Source organism: Fructilactobacillus sp. YLN 2507 (assembly GCF_059614085.1).
Map to the genome: position 1 here is coordinate 835,633 of NZ_CM184303.1, position 25,825 is coordinate 861,457.

The window sequence follows — 25,825 nt, forward strand, 5'->3', positions numbered from 1 at the left end:
TCTCCTTAACTAGTTTTGCCCAACTTCGGGATCAAAAGTAACTTCTCCAGCTTTCGCTTTAGCAGCTAATTCAGGTACATAGTCATAAATTGGCGAAGGATAATGACCATCAAAATAAGCCGTAGTCAATCCAGTTCCACGACCTTCATGTTCTAAACCAATCGAATCAATCAAACCTTGCGTTGAAAGAAATGCAAGTGAATCAGCACCAATTTTCTCCCGCATCGCTTCAACCGAATTATTGGCAGCCATTAATTCTTTCGTGGTTTGCATATCAATCCCGTAAAAAGATGGATATTTGAAGGCTGGTGAAGCAATTCGAACGTGAACTTCTTTGGCACCCGCTTCACGTAACATGCGGATAATGTACTTGGAAGTCGTACCTCGAACAATCGAATCATCAACTAAGACCACCCGTTTTCCCTTTAAAACAGAAGGAATTGCGCTTAATTTCATCCGTACTGCTCGTTCCCGTCGTTCTTGGGTTGGTTCGATAAAAGTTCTAGCAATATATTGGTTCTTAATCAATCCCATTTCATTAGGAAGACCAGATGCTTCAGCATAACCCATTGTGGCAGAAAGCGAAGAATTTGGCACTGCCACCACAATATCTGCATCAGCGGGAGCTTCTTTGGCTAACCGTTTTCCCATACGCTTTCGAGCTTGATGAACATTTACTCCATAAATATCTGAGTCAGGACGAGCAAAATAAATATATTCCATTGAATCAATGTTTAATGTAGTATCAGTCGTATAATGATCAATTTTCATTCCGTCATCATTAAGCGTAATCAATTCACCGGGTTGCACGTCGCGTACAAACTTAGCCCCAACTGCACCTAAGGCAGCTGTTTCACTAGTAGCCACGTAAGCTCCGTTTGGTAATTGACCAATCACAAAGGGACGATAACCATGAGGATCTAAGGCAGCATAGATGCCATCTGGGGTCATGAGTAAGACTGCAAATCCACCATGAATTTGGTTCAACGCATCTTTTAATTGTTCAACAAAAGTAGGCTTGTGGGAGCGTCGAATTAAGTGAAGGAGAATTTCAGTATCAGAAGATGATTGAAAAATTGCACCATCATCTTCTAACTGTTTACGTAATGATTTTGCATTAGTAATATTCCCGTTATGCGCTAAAGCAACTTGCATATCACTAAAGTTAACCATAAAGGGTTGAATATTTTCTACCCCACCAGATCCAGCTGTAGCATAACGGACATGGCCTAAAGCTGCATTACCCTTTAAATTTTTCAGTTTTTGCGGATCCGCAAAAACTGAACTAAGCAATCCTAAACCGCGTTCTTGCCAAAGTCGCCCATGATTGTTAGCAACAATTCCAGCTCCTTCTTGACCACGATGTTGTAAAGCATGTAATCCATAAAAAGTTAACTCTGCAGCGTTGGGAATTCCCCAAACACCAAAAATTCCACATTCTTCGTTTAATGAATTAGCAGATTTTAATGGTTCAATTGCCATGTGATTGCCTCCTGATAACCTTTTTCAATTTCATTTTTATCAACATCAATATTTTGATCAAGAGCTGACAGCTTAACTTGTTGGTCAGTAGTTACTTTACCAATTAGGTGCGCTTGGTCACCTGCCAATTTTTCAAATTTTACTTGATTTTCTGGCTTAACGGTTACAACAAATAGTGAAGGAGTTTCTGCGAAATACCAGCTAACGGGATGAAGTTGTTTCACATTTGCCCCAAAATCAGTGTTGAAAGTCATTTCAGCAATAGTAACGCCCAACCCTCCTTCAGCGACATCGTGAGCACTATTAATTAAATTTTGATCAATTCCAGCGAGTACTAATTGTTGATGCTGCTTTTCAAGCTCTTTATCAAAATCATTTAAATTTCCGCTAATTTTACCTGTTTTCATTTTTTGTAATTCGGTTCCGTTAAAGTCCGCACTAACTTCACCAACTAGGTAAATTAAATCATCTGCATTTTTAAAAGTGATGGTAGTCGCCTTTTTAACATCGTCAAGAAGTCCAACCATTCCCACCATTGGTGTTGGATAAATTGCTTGACCATCCGTTTCGTTATATAAAGAAACATTCCCAGAAATGATTGGAGTATTCAAAACTTTGGCCATGTCATTGATTCCTTCACATGATTGATCTAATTCATAGTAAATTTCTGGGTCATCTGGATCACCAAAGTTCAAACAATCTGTGATTCCAATAGGAGTTGCTCCAGTTGCAACAATGTTACGAGCAGCTTCTGCAACAGCTAATTCTCCTCCAATTTTGGGATTGAGATATGTGTAACGCCCACTAATATCAGTTGTCATAGCTAATGCTTTACTAGTTTCTTTAATTCGAACTAGAGCAGCATCCCCTCCTGGCTTAATCACAGTATTAGTTCTCACCATACTGTCAAAATGTTTAAATAAAGTGGCTTTGGAAGCAATTGTACTTTGCTTTAACAAGTCAGTTAAAATTTGATTAGCATCCGTAATTTCTGGCTGATACTGAAGCTGTGAGCTTTCATTAATTCGTTTTGGCATCGCCTCTTGCATCACTTGTTTAGGAGGATTAGTTAAATAGTTAACATCGACATCAGCGACAATTTGGCCTTTAAACGAGAGCACATATTTCCCATTATCAGTAACTTCTCCAATATTAACGGCTGATAAACCAGCATTTTCAAACACGTTTGCAACTTCAGTAACTCGATCAGCTTTCACAACCAAGAGCATCCGTTCTTGTGATTCAGATAACATCAATTCATAAGGAGTCATGTTTGTTTCGCGTTGGGGAACTTTATCTAAATCAAGTAACACCCCAGTACCAGCTTCATCAGCCATTTCGGCAGAAGAAGAAACTAAACCAGCAGCTCCCATGTCTTGAACTCCGACGATATCATCACCATGTTCGCGAATTGCTTTAATGGTTGCATCCATGACTAGCTTTTCTAAAAATGGATCTCCCACTTGAACGGCCGAACGATTTTTTTCAACATCACTATCGAAGTCACTTGAAGCAAAAGTAGCTCCATGAATTCCATCACGTCCGGTTTTTGCACCAACATATAAAACTCGATTTCCAATTCCTTCAGCTTTACCAATTTGCATATCAGCTTGATTTAACAAGCCCACTGCCATGACATTAACCAATGGATTTCCTTGATAAGTAGGGTCAAAACCAATTTCACCACCCACTGTTGGAATTCCAATTGCATTCCCATAACCAGCAATTCCAGCAATAATTCCGTTTACCAAATGCTTAGTATCATTATTATTCAACTCACCAAAGCGTAAACTATCTAACACAGCAATTGGTTGAGCCCCCATTGAAAAAATATCACGTAAGATGCCTCCAACCCCGGTCGCAGCACCTTCATAAGGTTCAACTGCAGAAGGATGATTATGCGATTCAGCTTTAAAAACAACAGCTTGTTGATCACCAATATCTAAAACCCCCGCACCTTCACCAGGTCCTTGTAAAACGCGTTCATTTTTTGACCAAAATTTTCGTAAAACAGGCTTTGATTTCTTATAAGAACAATGTTCTGACCACATGGCTGCGAATAAACCAGTTTCTGTATAATTTGGTAGTCGATGTAAATGATCGCAAATTAAATCATATTCTTCAGTAGTTAAAGCCCAATCGAGATAAATTTTATTCTTTTTGATCTCTTCTGGTGAGGGTTCATTTCTCATTGGTTCTGGAATTTTTCCCATAACGTACTCCTTGTCTTTCAACTAATTATCTAAAATACTTTCAAATAGTTTTCTGCCGTCGGTGTTGCCTAAAATGGTTTCAATGGCACGTTCTGGATGAGGCATCATGCCTAAAACATTGCCTTTTTGATTTGTAATTCCAGCAATCTCATCAGTTGAACCATTCACATTTGTTTGATATTTAAATACAATTTGCTGATTTTTTTCTAAGGAATCAATCGTAGCTTGGTCTGCATAATATCGACCTTCCCCATGAGCAACCGGTAAGCTAACTTCATTAGTTTGATAAGCTCGACTGAATTTGGTATCTGGATTATTAACTTGTAACTTAACTTCATCGCAAATAAAACCAGGATGTTCGTTTTGCATTAATTGACCAGGCAATAAACCTGCTTCCGTCAAAATTTGAAACCCATTGCAGATTCCAACAATGATCTTCCCAGCTTCATCAGCTTGCTTAACAGCCTCCATAACTGGTGAAAAACGTGCAATAGCTCCTGAACGTAAATAATCTCCAAACGAAAATCCACCAGGTAAAAAGATAGCATCATAATCATTTAAATCAGTTTCATTATGGGAGACCAAGGTCGCATCAACTTTAAAATCTTTTAAAGCATGCATCATATCCATATCACAATTTGAACCAGGAAATTGAATCACAGCAGCTTTCATGCTAATCCTCCAATTCTTTTAAATCATATCGATATGTTTCAGTATTGGAATTAATTAAAAGAGCTTCAGTCATTTTTACTAATGTTCGTTTAGCATTTTCCATATCAGTGGCCGCAAATTTAATTTCAAAGTATTTTCCTTGCTTTACGGATTCAATTTTTTCAAAACCCATGTGCGTTAAACCAGATTTAATGACTTCCCCTTGAGGATCTAAAACGGATTTTTTATACGAAACGTAAACTCTTCCAAAATACATCTTTATTCTCCTAATTTTCGTTTTAACCGATCCAGTACAATTGCATACCCATCAATTAAATTACCGGTTTCTTTTCTAAAGACATCTTTATCAAGTGACTTTCCAGTTTCCTGATCAACTAACCGCATATTATCAGGTGAAAGTTCATCCCCTAAGATTAATTTCCCATCACCTGTAATACCAAATTCAAACTTAATATCCACCAAATCAACTTTAATTTGATTAAATAAATCTTTTAATTCAGCATTAATTTTTAAGGCTTGCGCTTGAATTGCTTTAATTTGTGATTCATCAACAATCTTAAGAGCTAAAATTTGTGAATTATTAATCATCGGATCATCTAATTCATCTGATTTGTAATAAAATTCCTGTACAGGAGGATCTAACTTCATCATGTTAGTAACCGCAAAACGAGTGACGAAGTGGCCAGAAGCAAAGTTTCTAATTACCACTTCCAAGGGAATCATTTTTAAACGTTTTACCACAATATCAGTGTCACTTTCTAAATTAAGAAAATGAGTTGAAATCGCTTTACTATTTAAATAGTTAAATAACAGTGCACTAATATGATTGGTATAGTAACCTTTGTTAACAATATCGACTTTCTTTTTACCATTTAAAGCAGTAGCTTGGTCTTTACTGTGAACCCATAAAACGTCTGGATCATCAGTCGCAAACATGATTTTTGCCTTACCTTCAGTGATTGGTTCCCCTTTTTTAAATTTTCTCATGATGTGTATTCTCCCATTCCGCTAAATCAATACTATTTTTAGCACCTAAAACAGTAATGTGTCCCATTTTTCGTTTAGGCTTAACCTGATCTTTTTGATAATCGTGAAAATGCCATTCCGGATGATTAACTAAGTCATTTCGAGCTTGGGTAATTTGATCACCTAATAAATTAATCATGCGAATTGAATTATCAAGTTGATTAATTGGAGCAATTGGTAAGCCAGTGATACTTCGAATATGTCCTTCAAATTGTGACACGTTACAACCTTCAATGGAATAATGTCCAGAGTTATGGGGACGTGGTGCTAATTCATTAACGTAGACTTCATCACCTACCACAAACATTTCAATGCCTAATACTCCGCTTAAATCTAAAGCATGAGCAATTTTACCTGCATATTCATGAGCGGCTTCAACTAATTTTGAAGATAATTCATCATTGACGACTGTGGTTTTTAAAATATGATCTTGATGAGTATTTTGGGCAATTGGCCAAGTTCTTACTTCTTGATTACCATCACGCGTTACCATAATACTAATTTCCTGGTCAAATACTAATTTCTTTTCTAAAATTAGTGGAATCGCAATCTTACCGGTTAATTTATGTAAAACTTCCTGCATCTGAGCTTCATTATTAATGTTCCACTGACCATGACCATCATAACCACCACTACGTGTCTTTAAGATAGCGGGATAACCGATTTTAGCAGCTGCAGCAGGTAAGTCTTCAATTGAAGCGACATTGGCAAAATTTGTGACTGGTAGCCCGCTTTTTTGAATAAACTCTTTTTCCAATAAACGGTCAGAAGTGATTTTTAATAGATTAGTTCCTTGTGGTACATTTGCTAAATCTGAAACTTGTTTCAAAGCATCTGTATCAACATTTTCAAACTCATAAGTTAAAACATCACAACGTTTAGCAAGCTTAGTTAGCGCATTAACATCGTCATATTCTGCGATAATTTGATCATCTGAAACTTGACCAGCTGGAGAATTAGGTTGTGGATCTAAAATAACTACGTTATAGCCCATTGGTTTTGCTGCTTCTGCCATCATTCTACCTAATTGACCCCCACCGATAATTCCAATTGTAGCTGGAGGAACAATTAATTTATTCTTCATCTAGTTTAGCCTCACTTTCTAACACACTTCGAGCAGCGTCTTTTCTAAAATTGAGCACGCTTTTAAGAACTTGTGAATCAGACATGGCAAGAATTTGAGCAGCTAAATATCCCGCGTTTTTAGCACCAGCTGTTCCAATTGCAACGGTTGCTACTGGAACTCCAGATGGCATTTGTACAATACTTAATAATGAATCTAGTCCATTGAGTGCCTTACTTTTAATAGGAACTCCAATTACTGGAACAACTGTATTAGCAGCAATCATTCCAGGTAAATGAGCAGCTCCACCTGCCCCAGCAATAATTACTGAAATATCATTATCTAATGCGTTCTTAGCAAACTTAGCTAATAAATCAGGAGTTCGGTGTGCTGAAATGATTTTTTTATCATATGAAACACCTAAATCGTCTAAAACTTTAGCAGTTTCTCTCATGGTAGGCCAATCTGAAATTGATCCCATTACAATCATCACGTTCGCCATTAATTTTCTCCTTATAATTCGCATTTATAACAACCTTTCATCCAAATTAAACCATACGAAACCTATGTATGTCAATTAAAATTAACTTTAAACTTTATCTGCTTTACATCGTTCGTGTTTTACTAAAAAAATTACTTAAATAAATGTAAACAAAAACGACCAAATTAATTACAAATTTAGTCGCTTATTGTCATTTTAAAATTAATAGTAAACAGGTGTATCCTTTACTAATTGGTCAAGAATTTTCTTAGTTCTTTTATTAAATCTATCAAATTTATGATTATTTCTTGCAAAACGATATTGTTGATTTAATTGTTTATAATTATAATTTTCTAAAACTTTATTTTTAATGCTACGATTATACCTTTTTATTCCTTTATAACGTTTTAGCATTTCCACTGTTTTTTCATTAGGGAAAATGATATCTTCAAAATCAACATTCACATGGTTTTCTATTTGTTTTAAAAATTTACTTGCATATAAATATTCCTTAACATATTCAAAAAGAGTTTTACCAAATGAACCATTACCAATGTACTTTTTATTGGGACGTAATTTTTTAACATTTGAACGCATCATCCAGATACAAGAACGAATAAAACGTCCATTACTTAAGTATACTAGTAAATTTCGATTTTGATATAAACATTCTGAAACATTAAATAATTGATCGTAGATTTGATGGTTATCGTGATAACTACCAGTCATAAATGGTTTTTGAAAAAAAGTTTCAATGATATTGGGGTCACCTTTCATAATCAAATGAAATAGTTCTGGAATTGCAATTAATTTAACTTCGCAATCATTTAATTTAACAAATTTTTCTTTGCTCATATCTTGTGTCAATAGTTCTAGTTTAGTAGGAATATAAAATACATAAAAATCTACATCACTATTTTCATTTGCTAAAGACAACAATTGTGAACCAGTTTCATAAACTAAAAAGTATTTGTATCCTTCATTATCTAAATATGCTTTTAAAGTTTTTAATCCATCTTTCTCTTTATTATTTAAATTTTTCATTTTATCTCCATTTTAAAAATTATTTCTGTATGTTATAAAAAAGGTCGATAACTTCGGTTATCGACCTTTTTTTATTTGCGTGGCAACGTCCTATCCTCGCAGGGGGCGATCCCCCAACTACTTTTGGCGTGCTGAAGCTTAACTTCTGTGTTCGGCATGGGAACAGGTGTATCCTTCAGGCTATCGCCACCACACTACTTTTTTGTGAGAACTTCGTTCTCTCAAAACTAGACAATATTATTTTCTTCCGATTAACTTCCATTGAATCTTCATTCTACTTGGTTAAGTCCTCGACTGATTAGTATTAGTCCGCTTCACGTATCACTACGCTTCCACTTCTAACCTATCTACCTGATCATCTTTCAGGAGTCTTACTTCCATATAGGAATGGGAAATCTCATCTTGAGGCGAGTTTCACACTTAGATGCTTTCAGCGTTTATCTCATCCATACATAGCTACTCAGCAATGCGCCTGGCGGCGCAACTGATACACCAGCGGTATGTCCATCCCGGTCCTCTCGTACTAGGGACAGCTCCTCTCAAATTTCCTGCGCCCGCGACGGATAGGGACCGAACTGTCTCACGACGTTCTGAACCCAGCTCGCGTACCGCTTTAATGGGCGAACAGCCCAACCCTTGGGACCAACTACAGCCCCAGGATGCGATGAGCCGACATCGAGGTGCCAAACCTCCCCGTCGATGTGAACTCTTGGGGGAGATAAGCCTGTTATCCCCAGGGTAGCTTTTATCCGTTGAGCGATGGCCCTTCCATTTGGTACCACCGGATCACTAAGTCCGACTTTCGTCCCTGCTCGACCTGTATGTCTCGCAGTCAAGCTTGCTTTTGCCTTTACACTTTTGGAATGATTTCCAACCATTCTAAGCAAACCTTTGAGCGCCTCCGTTACTATTTAGGAGGCGACCGCCCCAGTCAAACTGCCAACCAGACACTGTCTCCGCGCACGATCAGTGCGCAGGGTTAGAGTGTTCACATAACAAGGGTAGTATCCCACTGACGCCTCCACCGAGACTAGCGTCCCGGCTTCTATGGCTCCTACCTATCCTGTACAAGTTATGTAAACACCCAATATCAAGCTACAGTAAAGCTCCATGGGGTCTTTCCGTCCTGTCGCGGGTAACCTGCTTCTTCACAGGTATCTTAATTTCACCGAGTCTATCGTTGAGACAGTACTCAAATCGTTACGCCTTTCGTGCGGGTCGGAACTTACCCGACAAGGAATTTCGCTACCTTAGGACCGTTATAGTTACGGCCGCCGTTTACTGGGGCTTCATTTCGGTGCTTTGCCGAAGCTAACACTTCCACTTAACCTTCCAGCACCGGGCAGGCGTCAGCCCATATACTTCATCTTACGATTTTGCATAAACCTGTGTTTTTGATAAACAGTCGTTTGAGTCTTTTCACTGCGGCTGGCCGTGAGGCCAGCACCCCTTCTTCCGAAGTTACGGGGTCATTTTGCCGAGTTCCTTAACGATAGTTCTCTCGCTCACCTGAGGATACTCTCCTCGACTACCTGTGTCGGTTTGCGGTACGGGTAATTAATTACTAACTAGAAGCTTTTCTCGGCAGTGTGACGTCAGATCCTTCTCTACTTAAATTTCGATCCTCATCATCGCTTGTCAACTCGCTTAAAAGCATTTAACTCTTAAACTGACTTACGATTTGAACACACCTTTCCATTCGTGTGCTAATCTTAGCCTACTGCGTCCCTCCATCGTTCAAACATAATTAACTAGTACAGGAATCTCAACCTGTTATCCATCGCCTACGCTTCTCAGCCTCGGCTTAGGTCCCGACTAACCCTGGGTGGACGAGCCTTCCCCAGGAAACCTTAGTCATTCGGTGGATCAGATTCTCACTGATCTTTCGCTACTCATACCGGCATTCTCACTTCTAAGCGCTCCAGCAGTCCTTACGGTCTACCTTCATTGCCCTTAGAACGCTCTCCTATCACGCAACGTAGTTGCGTCCGCAGTCTCGGTAATATGCTTAGCCCCGGTAAATTTTCGGCGCAGAATCACTCGACTAGTGAGCTATTACGCACTCTTTAAATGGTGGCTGCTTCTGAGCCAACATCCTAGTTGTCTATGCAACTCCACTTCCTTTTCCACTTAGCATATATTTAGGGACCTTAACTGGCGGTCTGGGCTGTTCCCCTTTCGACGATGGATCTTATCACTCATCGTCTGACTCCCGGACATAAATCAATGGTATTCGGAGTTTATCTGAACTCAGTAATCCTAGATGGACCCCTTGCTCAAACAGTGGCTCTACCTCCATGATTCTAATTCCGAGGCTAGCCCTAAAGCTATTTCGGAGAGAACCAGCTATCTCCAAGTTCGTTTGGAATTTCACCGCTACCCACACCTCATCCCAGCACTTTTCAACGTACACGGGTTCGGACCTCCGGTGCGTATTACCGCACTTTCATCCTGGACATGGGTAGATCACCTGGTTTCGGGTCTACGGCAACATACTATGGCGCCCTATTAAGACTCGCTTTCGCTACGGCTCCGCTTTTTCGGCTTAACCTTGCATGCAACTGTAACTCGCCGGTTCATTCTACAAGAGGCACGCCATCACCCATTAACGGGCTCTGACTGCTTGTAGGCACATGGTTTCAGGAACTATTTCACTCCCCTTCCGGGGTGCTTTTCACCTTTCCCTCACGGTACTGGTTCACTATCGGTCACTAGGGAGTATTTAGCCTTGGGAGATGGTCCTCCCAGATTCCGACGACGTTTCACGTGTGTCGCCGTACTCAGGATCCTGAACTGAGGGTATTTGATTTCATTTACGAGACTATCACTCTCTTTGGTGTAGTTTCCCAACTACTTCAACTATCAAATACTTTTGTAACTCAAATGTTCAGTCCTACAACCCCGAACCACAAGGGTTCGGTTTGGGCTATTCCCCGTTCGCTCGCCGCTACTTAGGGAATCGAAATTTCTTTATATTCCTGTGGGTACTTAGATGTTTCAGTTCCCCACGTCTGCCTCTGCATAGCTATGTATTCACTATGCAGTGACCAGTCATAACACTGGTCGAGTTTCCTCATTCGGAAATCTCCGGATCAAAGCTTACGTACAGCTCCCCGAAGCTTATCGCAGTTAGTTGCGTCCTTCATCGGCTCCTAGTACCAAGGCATTCACCATGCGCCCTTATTAACTTAACCTATAATCCGACGGATTATAAATTATTTGAGTTTTAGCGATTAAAACTAATTAAAAAACTCAAAAATAACACAATGGTTATTTCTCGGTTCAATTATATAAAAATATAATTATTACAGAAAATAATATTATCTAGTTTTCAAAGAACAAAAATGACACTAACGTGTCAATGGAGAATAGCGGGATCGAACCGCTGACCCCCTGCTTGCAAAGCAGGTGCTCTCCCAGCTGAGCTAATTCCCCATAATATTCAAAACCGACTTTTCGGTATGGGCCTAAGTGGACTCGAACCACCGACCTCACGCTTATCAGGCGTGCGCTCTAAACCAGCTGAGCTATAGGCCCAAAAAAGCGAATACTATGAATATTTAAATAAGAGAGTAAATACTCTCAAAACTGAGCAAGATTTTGATTAATGTAAGGTTCCGAATTATTCCTTAGAAAGGAGGTGATCCAGCCGCAGGTTCTCCTACGGCTACCTTGTTACGACTTCACCCTAATCATCTGTCCCACCTTAGGCGGCGGACTCCTAAAAGGTTATCCAACCGACTTTGGGTGTTACAAACTCTCATGGTGTGACGGGCGGTGTGTACAAGACCCGGGAACGTATTCACCGTGGCATGCTGATCCACGATTACTAGCGATTCCAACTTCATGCAGTCGAGTTGCAGACTGCAATCCGAACTGAGAACGACTTTAAGAGATTAGCTTGACCTCGCGGTTTCGCAACTCGTTGTATCGTCCATTGTAGCACGTGTGTAGCCCAGGACATAAGGGGCATGATGATTTGACGTCGTCCCCACCTTCCTCCGGTTTATCACCGGCAGTCTCTCTAGAGTGCCCAACTTAATGCTGGCAACTAAAGACAAGGGTTGCGCTCGTTGCGGGACTTAACCCAACATCTCACGACACGAGCTGACGACAACCATGCACCACCTGTCATTCTGTCCCCGAAGGGAACCTCTAATCTCTTAGAGTGGCAGAAGATGTCAAGTCCTGGTAAGGTTCTTCGCGTAGCATCGAATTAAACCACATGCTCCACCGCTTGTGCGGGTCCCCGTCAATTCCTTTGAGTTTCAACCTTGCGGTCGTACTCCCCAGGCGGAATGCTTAATGCGTTAGCTGCGGCACTGAAAGGCGGAAACCTTCCAACACCTAGCATTCATCGTTTACGGCATGGACTACCAGGGTATCTAATCCTGTTTGCTACCCATGCTTTCGAGCATCAGCGTCAGTTACAGACCAGATAGCCGCCTTCGCCACTGGTGTTCCTTCATATATCTACGCATTTCACCGCTACACATGAAGTTCCACTATCCTTTTCTGCACTCAAGTTTATCAGTTTCCGATGCACTTCTCCGGTTAAGCCGAAGGCTTTCACATCAGACTTAATAAACCGCCTGCGCTCCCTTTACGCCCAATAAATCCGGACAACGTTTGCCACCTACGTATTACCGCGGCTGCTGGCACGTAGTTAGCCGTGACTTTCTGGTTAGATACCGTCACACTGTGAGCAGTTACTCTCACAGCCGTTCTTCTCTAACAACAGAGTTTTACGAGCCGAAACCCTTCTTCACTCACGCGGCGTTGCTCCATCAGACTTTCGTCCATTGTGGAAGATTCCCTACTGCTGCCTCCCGTAGGAGTATGGGCCGTGTCTCAGTCCCATTGTGGCAGATTACCCTCTCAGGTCTGCTACGTATCATTGCCTTGGTGAGCTATTATCTCACCAACTAGCTAATACGCCGCGGGTCCATCCAGAAGCACTAGCACCAAGGCCAGCTTTCAAACAAGAACCATGTGGTTCTTGTTGTTATACGGTATTAGCATCTGTTTCCAGGTGTTATCCCCTTCTTCTAGGCAGGTTACCCACGTGTTACTCACCAGTTCGCCACTCAGTCGGATCCAAAATCAGTTTGGTGCAAGCACCAAACATCAAATGGGCGACTTCGTTCGACTTGCATGTATTAGGCACGCCGCCAACGTTCGTCCTGAGCCAGGATCAAACTCTCATTTTAGAAATGAGAACTTTACTAGCTCTTATTTATTTGTTTTTGCAAATTGACATTGCATTTGTTTAATTTCTAAACCAAGTTTAAAAATTATCCTTACACTTTATTGTAATCAAAATCTTGTTCAGTTTTCAAAGATCTACTCATTAATGTACCGTCTCAAACGGTACTTTATTAATATATCGCATTGGTCAAGAAAGGTCAAGAACTTTATTCAATAAATTTTAAAATCATTTAAAACTCATTAAAAACTTAACATTTTCGCGTCAACAATATTTAACTATATACTACTCAAAATAGGATGTCAATAGTTTGGTCAAAAAAAGTCAGTTTATTTAATTACGTCTATAAAAAGCGATTAATTCGCTTTTTTCTTTCGAAATTGTCGCTCTTTATTAAGTGAAATTAGATAAGCAAACTTTGAATTAGGTGAAAATGATTGTTGCGTGTTTTTTACAACAACTTGCTTATTTTGGTGATTATCTACTTTTGCATCTACAGCAAGGTTATTAGTATACTTCAAAGCAGGAACAACTTATCAATCATAATAAGAACAGTCAATTTCCAACTGACGTAAAATCATATGATAATTTAACACCTGTCTCAAATAAACTTAATCCCACCAATACAGTCATAAGCTCAAGCAATTTAGATATTTTCAATACAATTGATTAACTCTTTCAAGACAAATAGCATTTAATGATAGTTGTCTTGGAAATTACAGCTAAGAATATTCACTCGATAAGCTACCAGTGCAAGAGAAATTCCTTCCACGAACTAGCGGTGATAATTCAAGTTTTAATATGATTTATTAAAACTAATCATAAAGCGCAATCGGGACAATATTCAGGTGTGGTAGATTGAACTTTGCTAAATGGAATTTAATTAATCTAACTTCAAAAGCAAATAACTGTATATAGCAATAACTTTAGTTAAAAAGATGTCAACCCCTTTACAGATGAAAACAAATTACTAAAGTTCTAATTAATACAACTTAAATAACAATAAAAACTACTTCTGTTCAACGATTTTTTGTATGTTACAAAATCTTTAATTATTGACTTTTTGAAAGTTAATTTTTTTGGTTTATCGCTAAAATAAAACTGAAAATTATTATAACGATTGCAAAAATTAACCAATCAATTTTATTCACCTTTGTTTTTCGTAAATGAGTCCTTTGTTTCCCATCTGTATATCCGCGTAAAATCATGGCAGCGGCTAACTGTTCGGCCCGCCGAAAAACATCCATAAATAATGGAATTAAGATTGTAATAATATGGTTAATTCGCTTAGCTAATGTCCACTTTTGGTAATTTATTCCTCGAGCAACTTGAGCATTTTTAATGTTATTAACTTCATCTGTTAAAGTTGGCACAAATCTTAAAGCAATTACGGTTACTAATCCAATATCATCAAGATTAACCCCTACAAATTTTAAAGGATAACAAAGTCTTTGAATTGTTTGTGAAATATCAACAGGATTAGTCGTCATTAAATAAACCGTAAAAATTACAATCGCAATTAAAAACCGTAAAAAAGCTAAAATTGCAATCTGTAAACCAAAACCAGAAATCGTAAAAATGCCCCAGTGCCAGAAAATAGGTTCCCCAATACTAAAAAGAACTTGAATTAAAGAAGTTAAAAAAATTATATAAATGAAAAACTTAGTTCCTTTAAGAAAAAAATGCCAACCAACTTGCGTCATTTGAATTACTAAACCACAAATACCTAATAAAATCACAAAACCAATCCAAGCCTGATTCATAAAACTCGCAACAATTAATAAAATAACTATCATCAATTTTAAAGTAGGATTTAAACGATAAATAAAAGTTGATCCAGGAAAATATTGACCAAAAATAAAATTATCCATTGAAATCTCCTTTCTGACCAAACTGATTAAGAATCATTTTAACTAAAGCTTGGTTTGTGATTGGTAATTCCTCAATTCGATGATTTTTCATTAGCTTAAGATAAAATTGAGCTGCTTCTGGTAGTTCAACCATTGAATTATCAGCCAAAAATAAATCTTGAGGATTTTTTTCTGCAATAACTGTTCCCTTTTCCATTACAACTACCCAATCAGCGTATTCGGCAACGTTCTCCATTGAATGAGTTACCATAATAATAGTCATTCCAATTTCACGTTGTAATGTTTTCAATAGTTCCATCAATTTTTGATTACCAGCAGGATCTAATCCGGCACTAGGTTCGTCTAAAACTAAAGTACTTGGTTCACAGGCTAAAACTCCGGCTAAAGCAACTCGCCGCATTTGACCTCCCGATAATTCAAAAGGCGATTGATTAAATAATGATTGTGAAATTCCTACCTTAGCTAACCATTTCTTGGCTAACTGTGTGGCCTCAACTTCTGACTTCCCAAAATTAATTGGACCAAAAATTACATCTTGTAAAATGGTTTCAGCAAATAGCTGGTTTTCGGGAAATTGAAATACCATTCCCACATTTTTTTGTACCTGTTGAAGTTGTTTTGCTTTGGTATGCCTGGTTATCGCTTGTTTTCCCACCGTAACTTTACCAGCAGTAGGCAATAACAATCCATTCAATAGCTTGATTAGAGTCGACTTCCCACTTCCAGTTTTACCAATTACAGCCGTAAACTTATTATAAGGAAAAGTTAACGTCACATCGTGTAAAGCATTAAATTCCAAAGGATCATTTAAATGATAGGTATAACCGACATTGTTTAATTTAATTCCCATAATTCTTTGATTAACTCCCTTTCATTTAAATATTTTTCCGGTAAATGAAATCCACATTTTCTTAATGTCTGCTGAACTTGATAAGTTAATGGAGCCGATAAGTTACATTCATTTAAAAGCTTGGTTTGTGAATAAATTTCTTGAGCAACCCCTCGCATCGCAATTTTACCGTGATTTAGTAAAATTATCTGGTCTGAATCTTTAGTTTCATTTATGTCATGTGTAATTGCTAAAATAGTCGTTCCCAGTTCTTTATGTAATTTATGCACAATTTTCAATATTTGATTTCTAGTAGCCGGATCTAACATACTTGTAGCTTCATCTAAAATAATCAAGTCTGGATGCTGTGCTAGAACGCCTGCTAAAGCTACTCGTTGCTTTTGTCCCCCAGAAAGTTGACTAGGTTCAGCATTTAAAAAACTATCCATCTCAACTTCTCTCAACGCTAGAAGGACCCTTTTTTTCATTTCATTGCGAGGAATTCCTTGGTTTTCTAAACCAAAGGCAACATCATCAAGAACCGTTGAACTAACAAACTGGTTCTCTGGATTTTGGAAAACCATTCCGACTTTAGACCGAATCTGATTTCCACTTTCCGCATTCATTATTTTTCCAAAAATTTGAATATGGTTACCTTTATCTTCCAGCAATCCTACAATTAGCTTAGCTAAGGTTGATTTACCACTTCCATTTGCCCCAATCAAAGAAACCCATTCACCTTGATTAATGGTTAAATTAATTTTTTTTAAACAATCTTTAGTCTGATTAGGGTAACGATAAGTTAAGTCTTTAATTTCAATTACTTTTTTATTCATAATTTAATCCTTTATCAAATAAATAAGAGAACTTCCCAACTAGAAGTTCTCTTTATTTTACCATGTTGTTATTTTATTTTACGATGCTTTAATAATGGAATACAAATTAATGGAACAATGATTGCTGCTAAAATTGTTTCTGGAATACTGTTTGTTCCGACAGCTGCCATCAAAACATTGATGATAAGGTCCGGATTGCTTACGCCATAAGCATGTGCTACTGCTGGGGTTCGGTAAAACATAGCAATCATACCTAACACTAAAATTGCGTTCGTTAAACTTCCAATAATAGCAGTAATTATCAATGAAAGTACTGGTTTCAGTTTAGCTTTAGTTAGCAAAATAAATACATACCCTGCCACAACCCCAATTAAAATTCGCGGTAAAATTGAAATAATTGGATTCGTAAAAACTAGCGGTTGTACTGGACTAGTTGGTGCAGTAAAGGCTCGAATAAATGAAAGCACACCCCAAACCCCACCTACAATTCCACCATCAAATGGGCCTAGCATTACCGCGGCGATAATCACAGTAATGTGAATGGTCGTTAAACTAAGCGGTCCTACCGGAATATAACCAAATAATGGAACAAAATTTTGGACAATAATAATGGCAATAAATAGCGCCAAAATTGAAATATGATAAGCTTTTGATTTTCTTAACACGAGCCATTTCTCCTTTGAATTAATATCCAAATTATACGCTAAAAAAACTATTTTTTAATGACAAATTCAAAATTGACCATCATAATCAACTTTAAAAGTTAACAAATTAATCATTCTGTAACATCAAAGATTGTCTTTCATGCTCATTGTGCTAGAATAACGGAAAAACGTGGAGGCTTTTAAATGGAAAAACTAAAAGAATTACAAAAATATGTTAAAGAAAAAAATTTAGATGTTGCTTATATTAGTAACTATGAAGATGTCCAGTATTTTACGGGATTTGGTAGCGATCCGATTGAACGAGTTTTAGCCTTAATCGTTTTTCCTGACGATGATCCATTTCTGTTTGCACCAGCCCTTGAAGTTGAAGATATCCAAAAGTCTAATTGGCCTTACAAAGTTTTTGGTTATTTAGATCATGAAAAACCATTTACGATGATTGCGAACCACATCAAAGAAGTTAACCCTTCCCCCATTAATTGGGGAGTTGAAATGAACAATCTTGTTGTTGATCGTTTACATGCCTTGGAAAAAGAATTTCCATCTGCTAATTTTAATCATGACTTAACCCCCGAGGTAGAACGACTTCACTTAATTAAGACTCCTGCTGAAATTGAAAAACTTAAAGCAGCTGGTCGAGAAGCTGATTTTGCTTTCAAGGTGGGGTTTGAAACCATTAAACCAGGAATTACTGAAGCTGATGTTGCTGCAGAAATTGAATACCAATTAAAAAAGCGTGGAGTTATGCAAATGAGTTTTCCAACTTTAATTCAAGCTGGAAAACACGCTTCTCAACCTCATGGAGACACTAGCACCCGTAAAATTGAAAATAATGAATTAGTATTACTTGACTTAGGAACAGTTCACGATGGATACATTAGTGATGCAAGCCGGACGGTTGCAGTTGGAAACTTAAACAATACGCAAGCAGACATTTACAAAGCTTGTCTGGAAGCCCAATTAGCAGCACAAGCAGCAGTTAAACCAGGGATTACTGCTGCTGAACTTGATAAAGTTGCTCGTGATATTATCGACCAAGCTGGTTATGGCAAATACTTCATTCATCGTTTAGGTCATGGAATTGGAATGAGTGAACACGAATTTCCTTCAATTATGGAAGGAAATGACCTAAAACTAGAAGAAAATATGTGCTTCTCCCTTGAACCTGGGATTTATATTCCGGGAATTGCTGGAGTGAGAATTGAAGATTGTGTCAGAGTTACCAAAGATGGATGTGAACCATTTACCCATACTACAAAAACCCTTCAAACTGTATTTAAATAATCAGAAAAAGCTGACTGCGGTCAGCTTTTTTAATAAAAAATTATGATACGTTTTTCACAATTAGATTGTGTAATAATTAACAGCATGCTATAATCATTTTTGTAAACGATTACAGAAGAACTCAAACGAGGTATAGATAAATGAAGGTTATTGTAGTAGGTTGTACTCACGCTGGTACTTTTGCAGTTAAGCAAACGATTGCCGATCACCCCGATGCAGAGGTGACTGTCTATGAAATGAATGATAGCATCTCTTTCTTATCATGTGGAATCGCCCTTTACTTAGGTAAAGAAATTAAAAATAACGATCCCCAAGGACTTTTCTACTCAAGTCCAGAAGAATTAAGTAACCTTGGGGCTAACGTTCAAATGCGTCATCAGGTTACCAACGTTGATCCAGAAACCAAAACGATTAAAGTTAAAGATTTAATCACTAACGAAGAAAAAACAGAAGCATATGACAAATTAATTATGACCACGGGTTCGCAACCTACTATTCCTCCAATCCCCGGAATTGACAGTAGTCGCGTTTACCTTTGTAAAAACTATAACGATGCCAAAAAATTATTTGAAGAAGCTCCCAAAGCTAAAACTATTACTATCATTGGCTCAGGTTATATTGGTGCCGAATTGGCTGAAGCTTACTCAAACCAAAATTATCACGTTAATTTAATTGATGGTTCTGAACGAGTTCTTTATAAGTACTTTGATAAAGAATTTACGGATATTTTAGCCAAAGACTATGAAGCTCATGGGGTAAACCTTGTGCTTGGTTCAAAAGTGGCTGCTTTTGAAGAAGTCGATGATGAAATTATCACTAAAACTTTAGCTGGCAAGGAAATTAAATCTGATATTGCAATTCTTTGTATCGGTTTTCGCCCCAACACTAAATTACTTAAAGATAAAGTTGACATGTTGGATAATGGTGCAATCATTACTGATGAATACATGCATTCATCAAATCATGATATTTTTGCTGCTGGTGATAGTGCTGCCGTTCACTATAACCCAACTAATTCCAATGCCTACATTCCTTTAGCTACTAATGCTGTGCGTCAAGGAAGATTAATTGGTCTAAATTTGACTGAAGACAAAGTGAAAGACATGGGAACCCAATCTTCATCAGGGCTTAAATTATACGGTCGGACTTATGTCTCAACTGGAATCAATACGGCCCTTGCTAAAGCCAACCATTTAAAAGTTAGCGAGGTAGTCATGACTGATAATTATCGTCCAGAATTTATGTTATCAACGGATGAAGTTTTAATGTCATTAGTGTATGATCCGGAAACTCGCGTGATCTTGGGAGGAGCCCTTTCAAGTATGTACGATGTTTCGCAATCAGCGAATGTCTTATCAGTATGTATTCAAAATAAAAACACAATTGACGATTTAGCAATGGTTGATATGTTATTCCAGCCCCAATTTGATCGTCCATTTAACTACCTAAACATTCTAGGACAAGCTGCTCAAGCCCAAGCTGACAAAGTAAATAAATAATTAAGAATGACAAAATTAATGATTTAGGTTAATTTTGTCATTTTTTTGTTTTATACTGGAAAAATCGTTGATTAGAAAGAAGTTTTACCATGATTAAAGCTTATAATAATTTTTGGCACAACATTTTTAACTTTTCGGGAACCGCTAATCGCATAGAATTTTTCACGCCCTTTATTTTTAATTTTATTTTAGGAATTATTTTTGCTTGGGTAATTGGTTTAACCGCTGGTTCAGTATCAGGTCAATTTATCACATCTGTCTACACAATTGTGTTTTCGAACGAAAAAAAGAGAAAGAACTAAAATTACAGTTCTTTCTCTTTTAATTTGGCGTTATTTAAGCCCGTCAATCATGAGCTGTTTGTAAATTTCAATAAAATTAAAGTACATGCTTTCGTCAATATATTCATTGGAACTATGAAGGGATGGATTTCCCGGTCCAAAAATAATCATTGGAAAATCATCTGGCTTATCCACCAAAAATTTAGCTGCATCCGTCGTATACGAACCACCAAATAACGGAATCTTTTGATTAGTTACTGCTTGTCCAATTGCTTGCCCTAATTTAATCAATGAATTATTTTTATCACCATCAACTGGGGGTAAATTCATTAAAATTTTCATGGAAAATTGATATTTTGAATCCTTTTTTTCTAATTTTTTAATTGAATCTTCAATGAGATTGATAACCCTTTCATTACTAAAGTCATCAATCGTCCGTGAATTCAATTGAACTTCGGTTGTACCAGGAATGGAATTAACTTGAGTTCCCCCTTGCATCACCGTGAAATTAAATAAAAATTTACCCGTTTCTGGATCAGCAATTTCGGTATCACCCATTTCTTGATTGATTAAATTTACCAAATCAAACATATTTTGTAAGGCATTATTTCCTAAGTCAGGCATCGAACTATGGGCAATCTTTCCTAGCGATTTTAATTTAATGTCTAACGAACCCTTATGAGCATAGCAAATTTTGTAGCCGGTTGGTTCCCCAATAATCAGTCCATCGACGTCATCCATAAAACCTTGTTCCGTCAATTGTTCTGCCCCAAACTCACCCACTTCTTCACCCAAAGTAATTAACAGTTTAATGGTTCCTTTCATGGGTGTTTGACTTTGCTTCAATTCAATCATGGCAATTACCATGGCGGCCACTCCGCTTTTCATGTCACAAGTTCCCCGACCATATAATTTGCCGGATTTTTCCGATAATTGAAAAGGATCAGTATTCCAATCACCCACTGCATCGACCACATCTTCGTGGCCACTAAAAGCAAGCACTGGACGACCACTTCCAACGCTTGCCACTAAATTGGCTCGATGAGGTGCATATTGGACAATTTCTGATTCAATCCCATATTTATCTAAAAAGGCCGCTAAATACTCGGCTACTACTTCTTCATTATCGTTCACGGAACGAATTGAAACTAAGTCAGCTAACAGCTTAATTTTTTCATTTTTATTCATGACATTCGTCCTTTCGTTTTTACAAGAATACCTTAAATCCAAGTAAAAGTAAATTTTATCAAGCAAAAAAGAGCAAATTACGAATAATGACTGTAATCATGCTCTTCTTAGGTTTAATTTAAATATCTTTTTAAACTTTGTTGGTTATTATATTTATTAGGCAATTCGATTACCTTACCAAGGTTATCATAAAAGTTTCCTGTTTCATTTTGGTATTGATCATTAAATAATAACTGGCTTCCAATTGTAACTTCATGTTCAGTTAATCCCCTTGTATAAGGCATTAAATTACTTCTTACATCACCAGGGTAAAAACTATTAACCGTTGTCTCCACTGATTTAAACTGATTTGCTAAATATTTCATCAGTAAAGTTTTATGGGTTAATTCCCATGCAAGCATTTCAAATGAATTATCTTGTCGTTGGCAAATTGGTAGTCTTTTGACTGCAGCTGGTTTTCCAGTCACAATTAAAATTTTACTATGATTTAAAATTGGAGTTAATTCCTTTATTAAAAAGTAATGACTTAATAAATTATTTTGTAAATTTTGAGTAGCATTAACTGGGTAAACTCCATGACATAGAACTAAACCAAATACTTGTTTAGTTAATTGGTTAATTTTTTTAGCTACCATTTTAATTTGATTAAGATCAGATAAGTCACTTTGCAGAAACTTGACCCGATTACCTAAAGTTCGTTGGACTTGATTACCCCTTTGTAAATTTCTCCCAATTAAGATTAGCTTTACATTCTCAGATTTTAATAAATCCTTTGCAGTTGCTAACCCAACTCCAGAAGTTCCCCCTGTAATTACAATTTCTTTAGTCATTTGCCATCTCCATTAGCTTAGCTAAGTTCTGTAAATTAAGGTTAAAAGCATGCTTAATCACCGGCTTAAATAAAATCAATGGTAATTTGACATGATTAATTAAAAAAAACTCTTCTACTACTTTTGTCCCATTATTTTCAGCATCAAATTTAAAAATTAGCTGGTATTCAATTTTTCCACCCATACTATGGTAGATAACTTGGTTTATAGTGTTTTCAATTGAAATTTGTTCAAAACGATTGATTGTCGACTGATTTCGAATAATTTGAAAGGTCTTATCATCAATCTTCTTAATTTTGATTTCAGGGACCCATTGAATTATCCTGGCTGGATTAGCTAAAACTTCCCTGACTTGATTAGAACCAGCTGAAATATACGTGCTATTTTCAAATATTTTTTTCATCACTAAACTCCTTTTTTTGATTAGGTTTAGTTTATGAAATATCCAAAAATAAAGATAATAAGCATTCTTATATTTTTTTAAAAACTGCTTCCCCAAATAAAGAACCGAGCACTTTTTCGCGATTGGTAGCTTCAAGTGCTAAATTCTCATTTTCGGTTTTAGTAGCCGCTAAAGATAGGAGGTAGTATGCATTTGCTAACATATAGTGAGAATTATGCTGAGTGGCAAAATCAATTAAATCATCAATCCAATTCAACGTGGCAAAATAGTCTCCTAATTCATATTTACTCAAAGCAGCTAAGTAATAAACCACAATTTGGTCATTATTAAAATTCGAGTTTGTGATTTCAGCTAAAGCTTCCCTTAGATACTTGTCCACTTGCTTAGGTTGCTTTTGTAAACTAGCAATTAACGCTAAAGAAGCTTTGGCTAAACTAACTAAGGTTTTTGATTTATTTGAATTACTTTTCGAAGCCAATGATAATTTGAAATTTCTAATCGCATCTGAAAAACTACCACTTGTTTGCAAAATAGCAATTGCTAAATAATAGTAATATGCTTGGGATTGTAAATCACTATCAATTAATGACTTAGTACTTTCCTTGATTAACAACTGGTATAATTTTTGATATTGATGATGGTTACAGAGCTTTCCCATTTGATAATTAATTTCTTGCTTACTACTAATTGCAAAATTATCAGCTAAATTAATTTCATCTAAGCTGACCCCTAGTCTTTGAAATAATTTCATTAAGATAATTCCGTTGGGATTATACTTATTATTTTCAATTGCTGAAATCATTGGCTGCGTACAAATTTCATTTGCCAGCTCTTTTTGTGAAAGATGGTGCTTTTTTCTTTGATTTTTAATAATGCTGCCTAAATTAGCATTTTCCATGATTAATTTCCTTAATTATAATTACAATCATTTTTAACATCATAATATTAAAAAGAAGCCTTAATAACAAGGATTTACTGTTATTAAGGCTTCTTTTATTTAATTGCCGCTTTCATGGTTTTTGCATATTCCGTTAACTTAGTGGGTGCAGCCTTACCATTTTGATCAATTAAATCCACAATTTGGCTACCCACAATTGCCCCATCTGCAATTTCACTCATTTCCTTGGCCTGCGTAGGCGTATGAATGCCAAAGCCAATGGCAATCGGCGTGTCAGTATAACTTTTAATTTGACCAGTTAAAGCTTTCAAATTAGTTTTAAACTCATCACGAGTCCCCGTAATTCCCATTGAAGAAACCACATAAATAAATCCAGTTGCTCTTTTAGCAATCTTTTCAATTCGGTCTTGTGAGGTCGGTGTGATTAATTGAATTAAATCTAAATCATATTTTTCAATACTAGGCAATAATTCCAATTGCTCTTCAAATGGCAAATCCGGTACAATCATCCCACTGACCTTTAATTCAGCACACTGACGACAAAACTCATCATAACCTGTTTTAAAAACTAGATTAGCATATGTTAAAAATACCATGGGTACATCAGATTTTTCTCGCACTTGTCGAATAATTTCAAAAACATCATCGGTATTAACTTTTCGATCTAGCGCCCGTTTATCAGCTGCAGCAATTACCGGACCATCTGCCACAGGGTCAGAAAATGGAATTCCAATTTCAATTAAATCAGTTCCGCCCTCAGCTAACGCTAAAATATTAGCAACCGTGGATTCAATACTTGGATCACCAGCGACTACGAATCCAATAAATGCTTTTTGATTAACAAAAATTTCACTCAGCTTACTCATTAATATCTACTCCCTTATATTTAGCAATTGAAGCCACATCCTTATCACCACGACCAGAAATGGTACAAATAATAATTTGATCTTTCCGCATGGTTGGTGCTAATTTTTGCACATATGCAATAGCATGAGAGCTTTCAATTGCAGCAATAATTCCTTCCGTTTTAGCAATGTATTCAAAAGCTTGAACAGCCTCATCATCAGTAATTCCCACATATTGGGTTCGGCCTGATTTCGCTAAGGCAGCATGCTCAGGTCCGATTCCTGGATAATCTAATCCGGCTGAAATTGAATAAACTTCGTCAATTTGACCATCTTTATTTTGTAAGAATTTAGATTTCATTCCATGGAAAATTCCATCACTACCTTTTTCTAAGGTAGCTGCATGTTGGTTAGTTTCAATCCCTTTTCCGGCTGCTTCACAACCAATTAATTGCACATTTTCATCAGGAATAAAATCGGCAAAACTTCCAATGGCATTACTCCCTCCACCAACACAAGCAACGACGGCATCGGGTAATTTACCAGTTTCCGCTAAAATTTGTTGTTTAGCTTCTTTACTAATGACACTTTGAAAATCACGAACCATTAGAGGAAACGGATGTGGTCCCACAGCTGAACCTAACACGTAGAAAGTATCTTCAACATTTGCGATCCAGGCTTGCATGGCCGCGTTGACGGCATCTTTTAAAACCATTGATCCACTAGTAACGGGATGAACTTTTCCCCCTAGTAATTCAATTCGAAAGACGTTTAATTTTTGTCGTTCCGTATCTTCTTTACCCATATAAACGTCACATTCCATGCCCATTAAGGCAGCAATCGTAGCGGTTGCAACTCCATGTTGCCCAGCACCGGTTTCAGCAATTAATTTCTTCTTGCCCATCCGTTTCGCTAATAGTGCTTGGCCAATAACATTGTTAATTTTATGTGCTCCCGTGTGGTTCAAATCTTCTCTCTTTAAATAGATTTGCGCTCCACCAAGATCATCTGACATATGCTGGGCGTGGTATAAAAGTGAAGGCCGATTAGCGTAGTTATTTAACAAATCATGCAATTCTTTTTGAAATTCTGGATCGTCTTTGGCTGCTAAATAAGTTTTTTCAATTACTTGTAATTCATGCATAAGCGTTTCGGGGACGTATTGGCCACCGTAAATATCATATTTTCCCGTTTTTTTAGTCATCATTT

22 protein-coding genes, 2 tRNA genes and 3 rRNA genes are annotated in these 25,825 nt (G+C 37.2%); 3 read left to right on the forward strand and 24 right to left on the reverse strand.

The annotated features are described in order from the left end of the window. Positions 1-9 precede the first annotated feature (9 nt). From purF to AC0GLY_RS04455, 18 genes are all read right to left on the reverse strand, one after another. Entirely contained in the window at positions 10-1,482 is a 1,473-nt protein-coding gene (purF, locus tag AC0GLY_RS04370) for an amidophosphoribosyltransferase (protein ID WP_496610977.1), read from the reverse strand. Then, the gene (gene purL / locus AC0GLY_RS04375) at positions 1,464-3,695 is read right to left on the reverse strand and encodes a phosphoribosylformylglycinamidine synthase subunit PurL (protein ID WP_496610978.1); all 2,232 of its coding nucleotides are present in this window, start codon (positions 3,693-3,695) and stop codon (positions 1,464-1,466) included. Before purL ends, purF begins: the two co-directional genes overlap by 19 nt. 21 nt (positions 3,696-3,716) lie before the next feature. Next, the gene (gene purQ / locus AC0GLY_RS04380; protein ID WP_496610979.1) at positions 3,717-4,367 is read right to left on the reverse strand and encodes a phosphoribosylformylglycinamidine synthase subunit PurQ; all 651 of its coding nucleotides are present in this window, start codon (positions 4,365-4,367) and stop codon (positions 3,717-3,719) included. A 1-nt stretch (position 4,368) separates the two neighbouring features. Next, positions 4,369-4,623: a phosphoribosylformylglycinamidine synthase subunit PurS gene (purS, locus tag AC0GLY_RS04385; protein ID WP_496610980.1), complete on the reverse strand. Its 255-nt coding sequence runs from the start codon at positions 4,621-4,623 to the stop codon at positions 4,369-4,371. 2 nt (positions 4,624-4,625) lie between these two features. Further along, on the reverse strand, positions 4,626-5,354 hold the full coding sequence (gene purC, locus AC0GLY_RS04390) for a phosphoribosylaminoimidazolesuccinocarboxamide synthase (protein WP_496610981.1): 729 nt from the start codon (positions 5,352-5,354) through the stop codon (positions 4,626-4,628). Continuing rightward, a complete protein-coding gene (purK, locus tag AC0GLY_RS04395; RefSeq protein ID WP_496610982.1) occupies positions 5,341-6,477 on the reverse strand; it encodes a 5-(carboxyamino)imidazole ribonucleotide synthase in 1,137 nt (378 codons plus the stop codon). Before purK ends, purC begins: the two co-directional genes overlap by 14 nt. Continuing rightward, on the reverse strand, positions 6,467-6,958 hold the full coding sequence (purE, locus tag AC0GLY_RS04400; RefSeq protein WP_496610983.1) for a 5-(carboxyamino)imidazole ribonucleotide mutase: 492 nt from the start codon (positions 6,956-6,958) through the stop codon (positions 6,467-6,469). The genes purK and purE overlap by 11 nt, the downstream gene beginning before the upstream one ends. Positions 6,959-7,159: 201 nt before the next feature. Continuing rightward, entirely contained in the window at positions 7,160-7,981 is an 822-nt protein-coding gene (locus AC0GLY_RS04405) for a hypothetical protein (protein WP_496610984.1), read from the reverse strand. Positions 7,982-8,058: 77 nt separating this feature from the next. Further along, positions 8,059-8,175 (reverse strand): 5S ribosomal RNA (rrf, locus tag AC0GLY_RS04410). Between the two features lie 84 nt (positions 8,176-8,259). After that, positions 8,260-11,175 (reverse strand): 23S ribosomal RNA (locus AC0GLY_RS04415). A 168-nt stretch (positions 11,176-11,343) separates the two neighbouring features. Then, a tRNA-Ala gene (locus AC0GLY_RS04420) sits at positions 11,344-11,416 on the reverse strand. A gap of 27 nt (positions 11,417-11,443) precedes the next feature. Continuing rightward, positions 11,444-11,518, reverse strand: a tRNA-Ile gene (locus tag AC0GLY_RS04425). A 96-nt stretch (positions 11,519-11,614) separates the two neighbouring features. Continuing rightward, positions 11,615-13,191 (reverse strand): 16S ribosomal RNA (locus AC0GLY_RS04430). The 16S, 23S and 5S rRNA genes sit together here with 2 tRNA genes alongside, the layout of an rRNA operon. 352 nt (positions 13,192-13,543) lie before the next feature. Further along, positions 13,544-13,708 (reverse strand): hypothetical protein, encoded by a 165-nt coding sequence (locus tag AC0GLY_RS04435; RefSeq protein ID WP_496610985.1) that lies wholly within the window; start codon positions 13,706-13,708, stop codon positions 13,544-13,546. A gap of 549 nt (positions 13,709-14,257) precedes the next feature. Further along, positions 14,258-15,058 carry an energy-coupling factor transporter transmembrane component T family protein gene (locus AC0GLY_RS04440; RefSeq protein ID WP_496610986.1) on the reverse strand — a complete coding sequence of 267 codons (801 nt, stop codon included), beginning with the start codon at positions 15,056-15,058 and terminating at the stop codon, positions 14,258-14,260. Further along, positions 15,051-15,908: an energy-coupling factor transporter ATPase gene (locus AC0GLY_RS04445; RefSeq protein ID WP_496610987.1), complete on the reverse strand. Its 858-nt coding sequence runs from the start codon at positions 15,906-15,908 to the stop codon at positions 15,051-15,053. Before AC0GLY_RS04445 ends, AC0GLY_RS04440 begins: the two co-directional genes overlap by 8 nt. Then, positions 15,893-16,723, reverse strand: coding sequence for an energy-coupling factor transporter ATPase (locus tag AC0GLY_RS04450; RefSeq protein WP_496610988.1), 831 nt, complete (start codon positions 16,721-16,723; stop codon positions 15,893-15,895). Before AC0GLY_RS04450 ends, AC0GLY_RS04445 begins: the two co-directional genes overlap by 16 nt. A gap of 68 nt (positions 16,724-16,791) precedes the next feature. Continuing rightward, positions 16,792-17,388 carry an ECF transporter S component gene (locus AC0GLY_RS04455; protein ID WP_496610989.1) on the reverse strand — a complete coding sequence of 199 codons (597 nt, stop codon included), beginning with the start codon at positions 17,386-17,388 and terminating at the stop codon, positions 16,792-16,794. 183 nt (positions 17,389-17,571) lie between these two features. On the opposite strand from AC0GLY_RS04455, the gene AC0GLY_RS04460 reads away from it, so the two are divergent. The 3 genes from AC0GLY_RS04460 to AC0GLY_RS04470 all read left to right on the forward strand — a co-directional run bounded on the left by AC0GLY_RS04460 (position 17,572) and on the right by AC0GLY_RS04470 (position 20,473). Continuing rightward, positions 17,572-18,672 (forward strand): M24 family metallopeptidase, encoded by a 1,101-nt coding sequence (locus tag AC0GLY_RS04460; RefSeq protein WP_496610990.1) that lies wholly within the window; start codon positions 17,572-17,574, stop codon positions 18,670-18,672. 140 nt (positions 18,673-18,812) lie between these two features. Next, positions 18,813-20,171, forward strand: coding sequence for an FAD-dependent oxidoreductase (locus AC0GLY_RS04465; protein ID WP_496610991.1), 1,359 nt, complete (start codon positions 18,813-18,815; stop codon positions 20,169-20,171). Between the two features lie 89 nt (positions 20,172-20,260). After that, entirely contained in the window at positions 20,261-20,473 is a 213-nt protein-coding gene (locus tag AC0GLY_RS04470; protein WP_496610992.1) for a DUF805 domain-containing protein, read from the forward strand. Positions 20,474-20,503: 30 nt separating this feature from the next. On the opposite strand, the gene AC0GLY_RS04475 is transcribed toward AC0GLY_RS04470, so the two are convergent. The 6 genes from AC0GLY_RS04475 to trpB form a co-directional block, all read right to left on the reverse strand. After that, entirely contained in the window at positions 20,504-21,640 is a 1,137-nt protein-coding gene (locus tag AC0GLY_RS04475; RefSeq protein WP_496610993.1) for an ArgE/DapE family deacylase, read from the reverse strand. Positions 21,641-21,753: 113 nt separating this feature from the next. Continuing rightward, entirely contained in the window at positions 21,754-22,470 is a 717-nt protein-coding gene (locus tag AC0GLY_RS04480) for an SDR family NAD(P)-dependent oxidoreductase (protein WP_496610994.1), read from the reverse strand. Continuing rightward, positions 22,463-22,873 carry an SRPBCC family protein gene (locus AC0GLY_RS04485; protein ID WP_496610995.1) on the reverse strand — a complete coding sequence of 137 codons (411 nt, stop codon included), beginning with the start codon at positions 22,871-22,873 and terminating at the stop codon, positions 22,463-22,465. The genes AC0GLY_RS04480 and AC0GLY_RS04485 overlap by 8 nt, the downstream gene beginning before the upstream one ends. A gap of 67 nt (positions 22,874-22,940) precedes the next feature. Further along, positions 22,941-23,771, reverse strand: a complete 831-nt coding sequence (locus AC0GLY_RS04490; RefSeq protein WP_496610996.1) for a helix-turn-helix transcriptional regulator — start codon at positions 23,769-23,771, stop codon at positions 22,941-22,943. 95 nt (positions 23,772-23,866) lie between these two features. Then, complete coding sequence (trpA, locus tag AC0GLY_RS04495) at positions 23,867-24,637, reverse strand: tryptophan synthase subunit alpha (RefSeq protein ID WP_496610997.1); 771 nt, start codon at positions 24,635-24,637, stop codon at positions 23,867-23,869. Next, entirely contained in the window at positions 24,630-25,823 is a 1,194-nt protein-coding gene (trpB, locus tag AC0GLY_RS04500) for a tryptophan synthase subunit beta (protein ID WP_496610998.1), read from the reverse strand. Before trpB ends, trpA begins: the two co-directional genes overlap by 8 nt. Positions 25,824-25,825 lie beyond the last annotated feature (2 nt).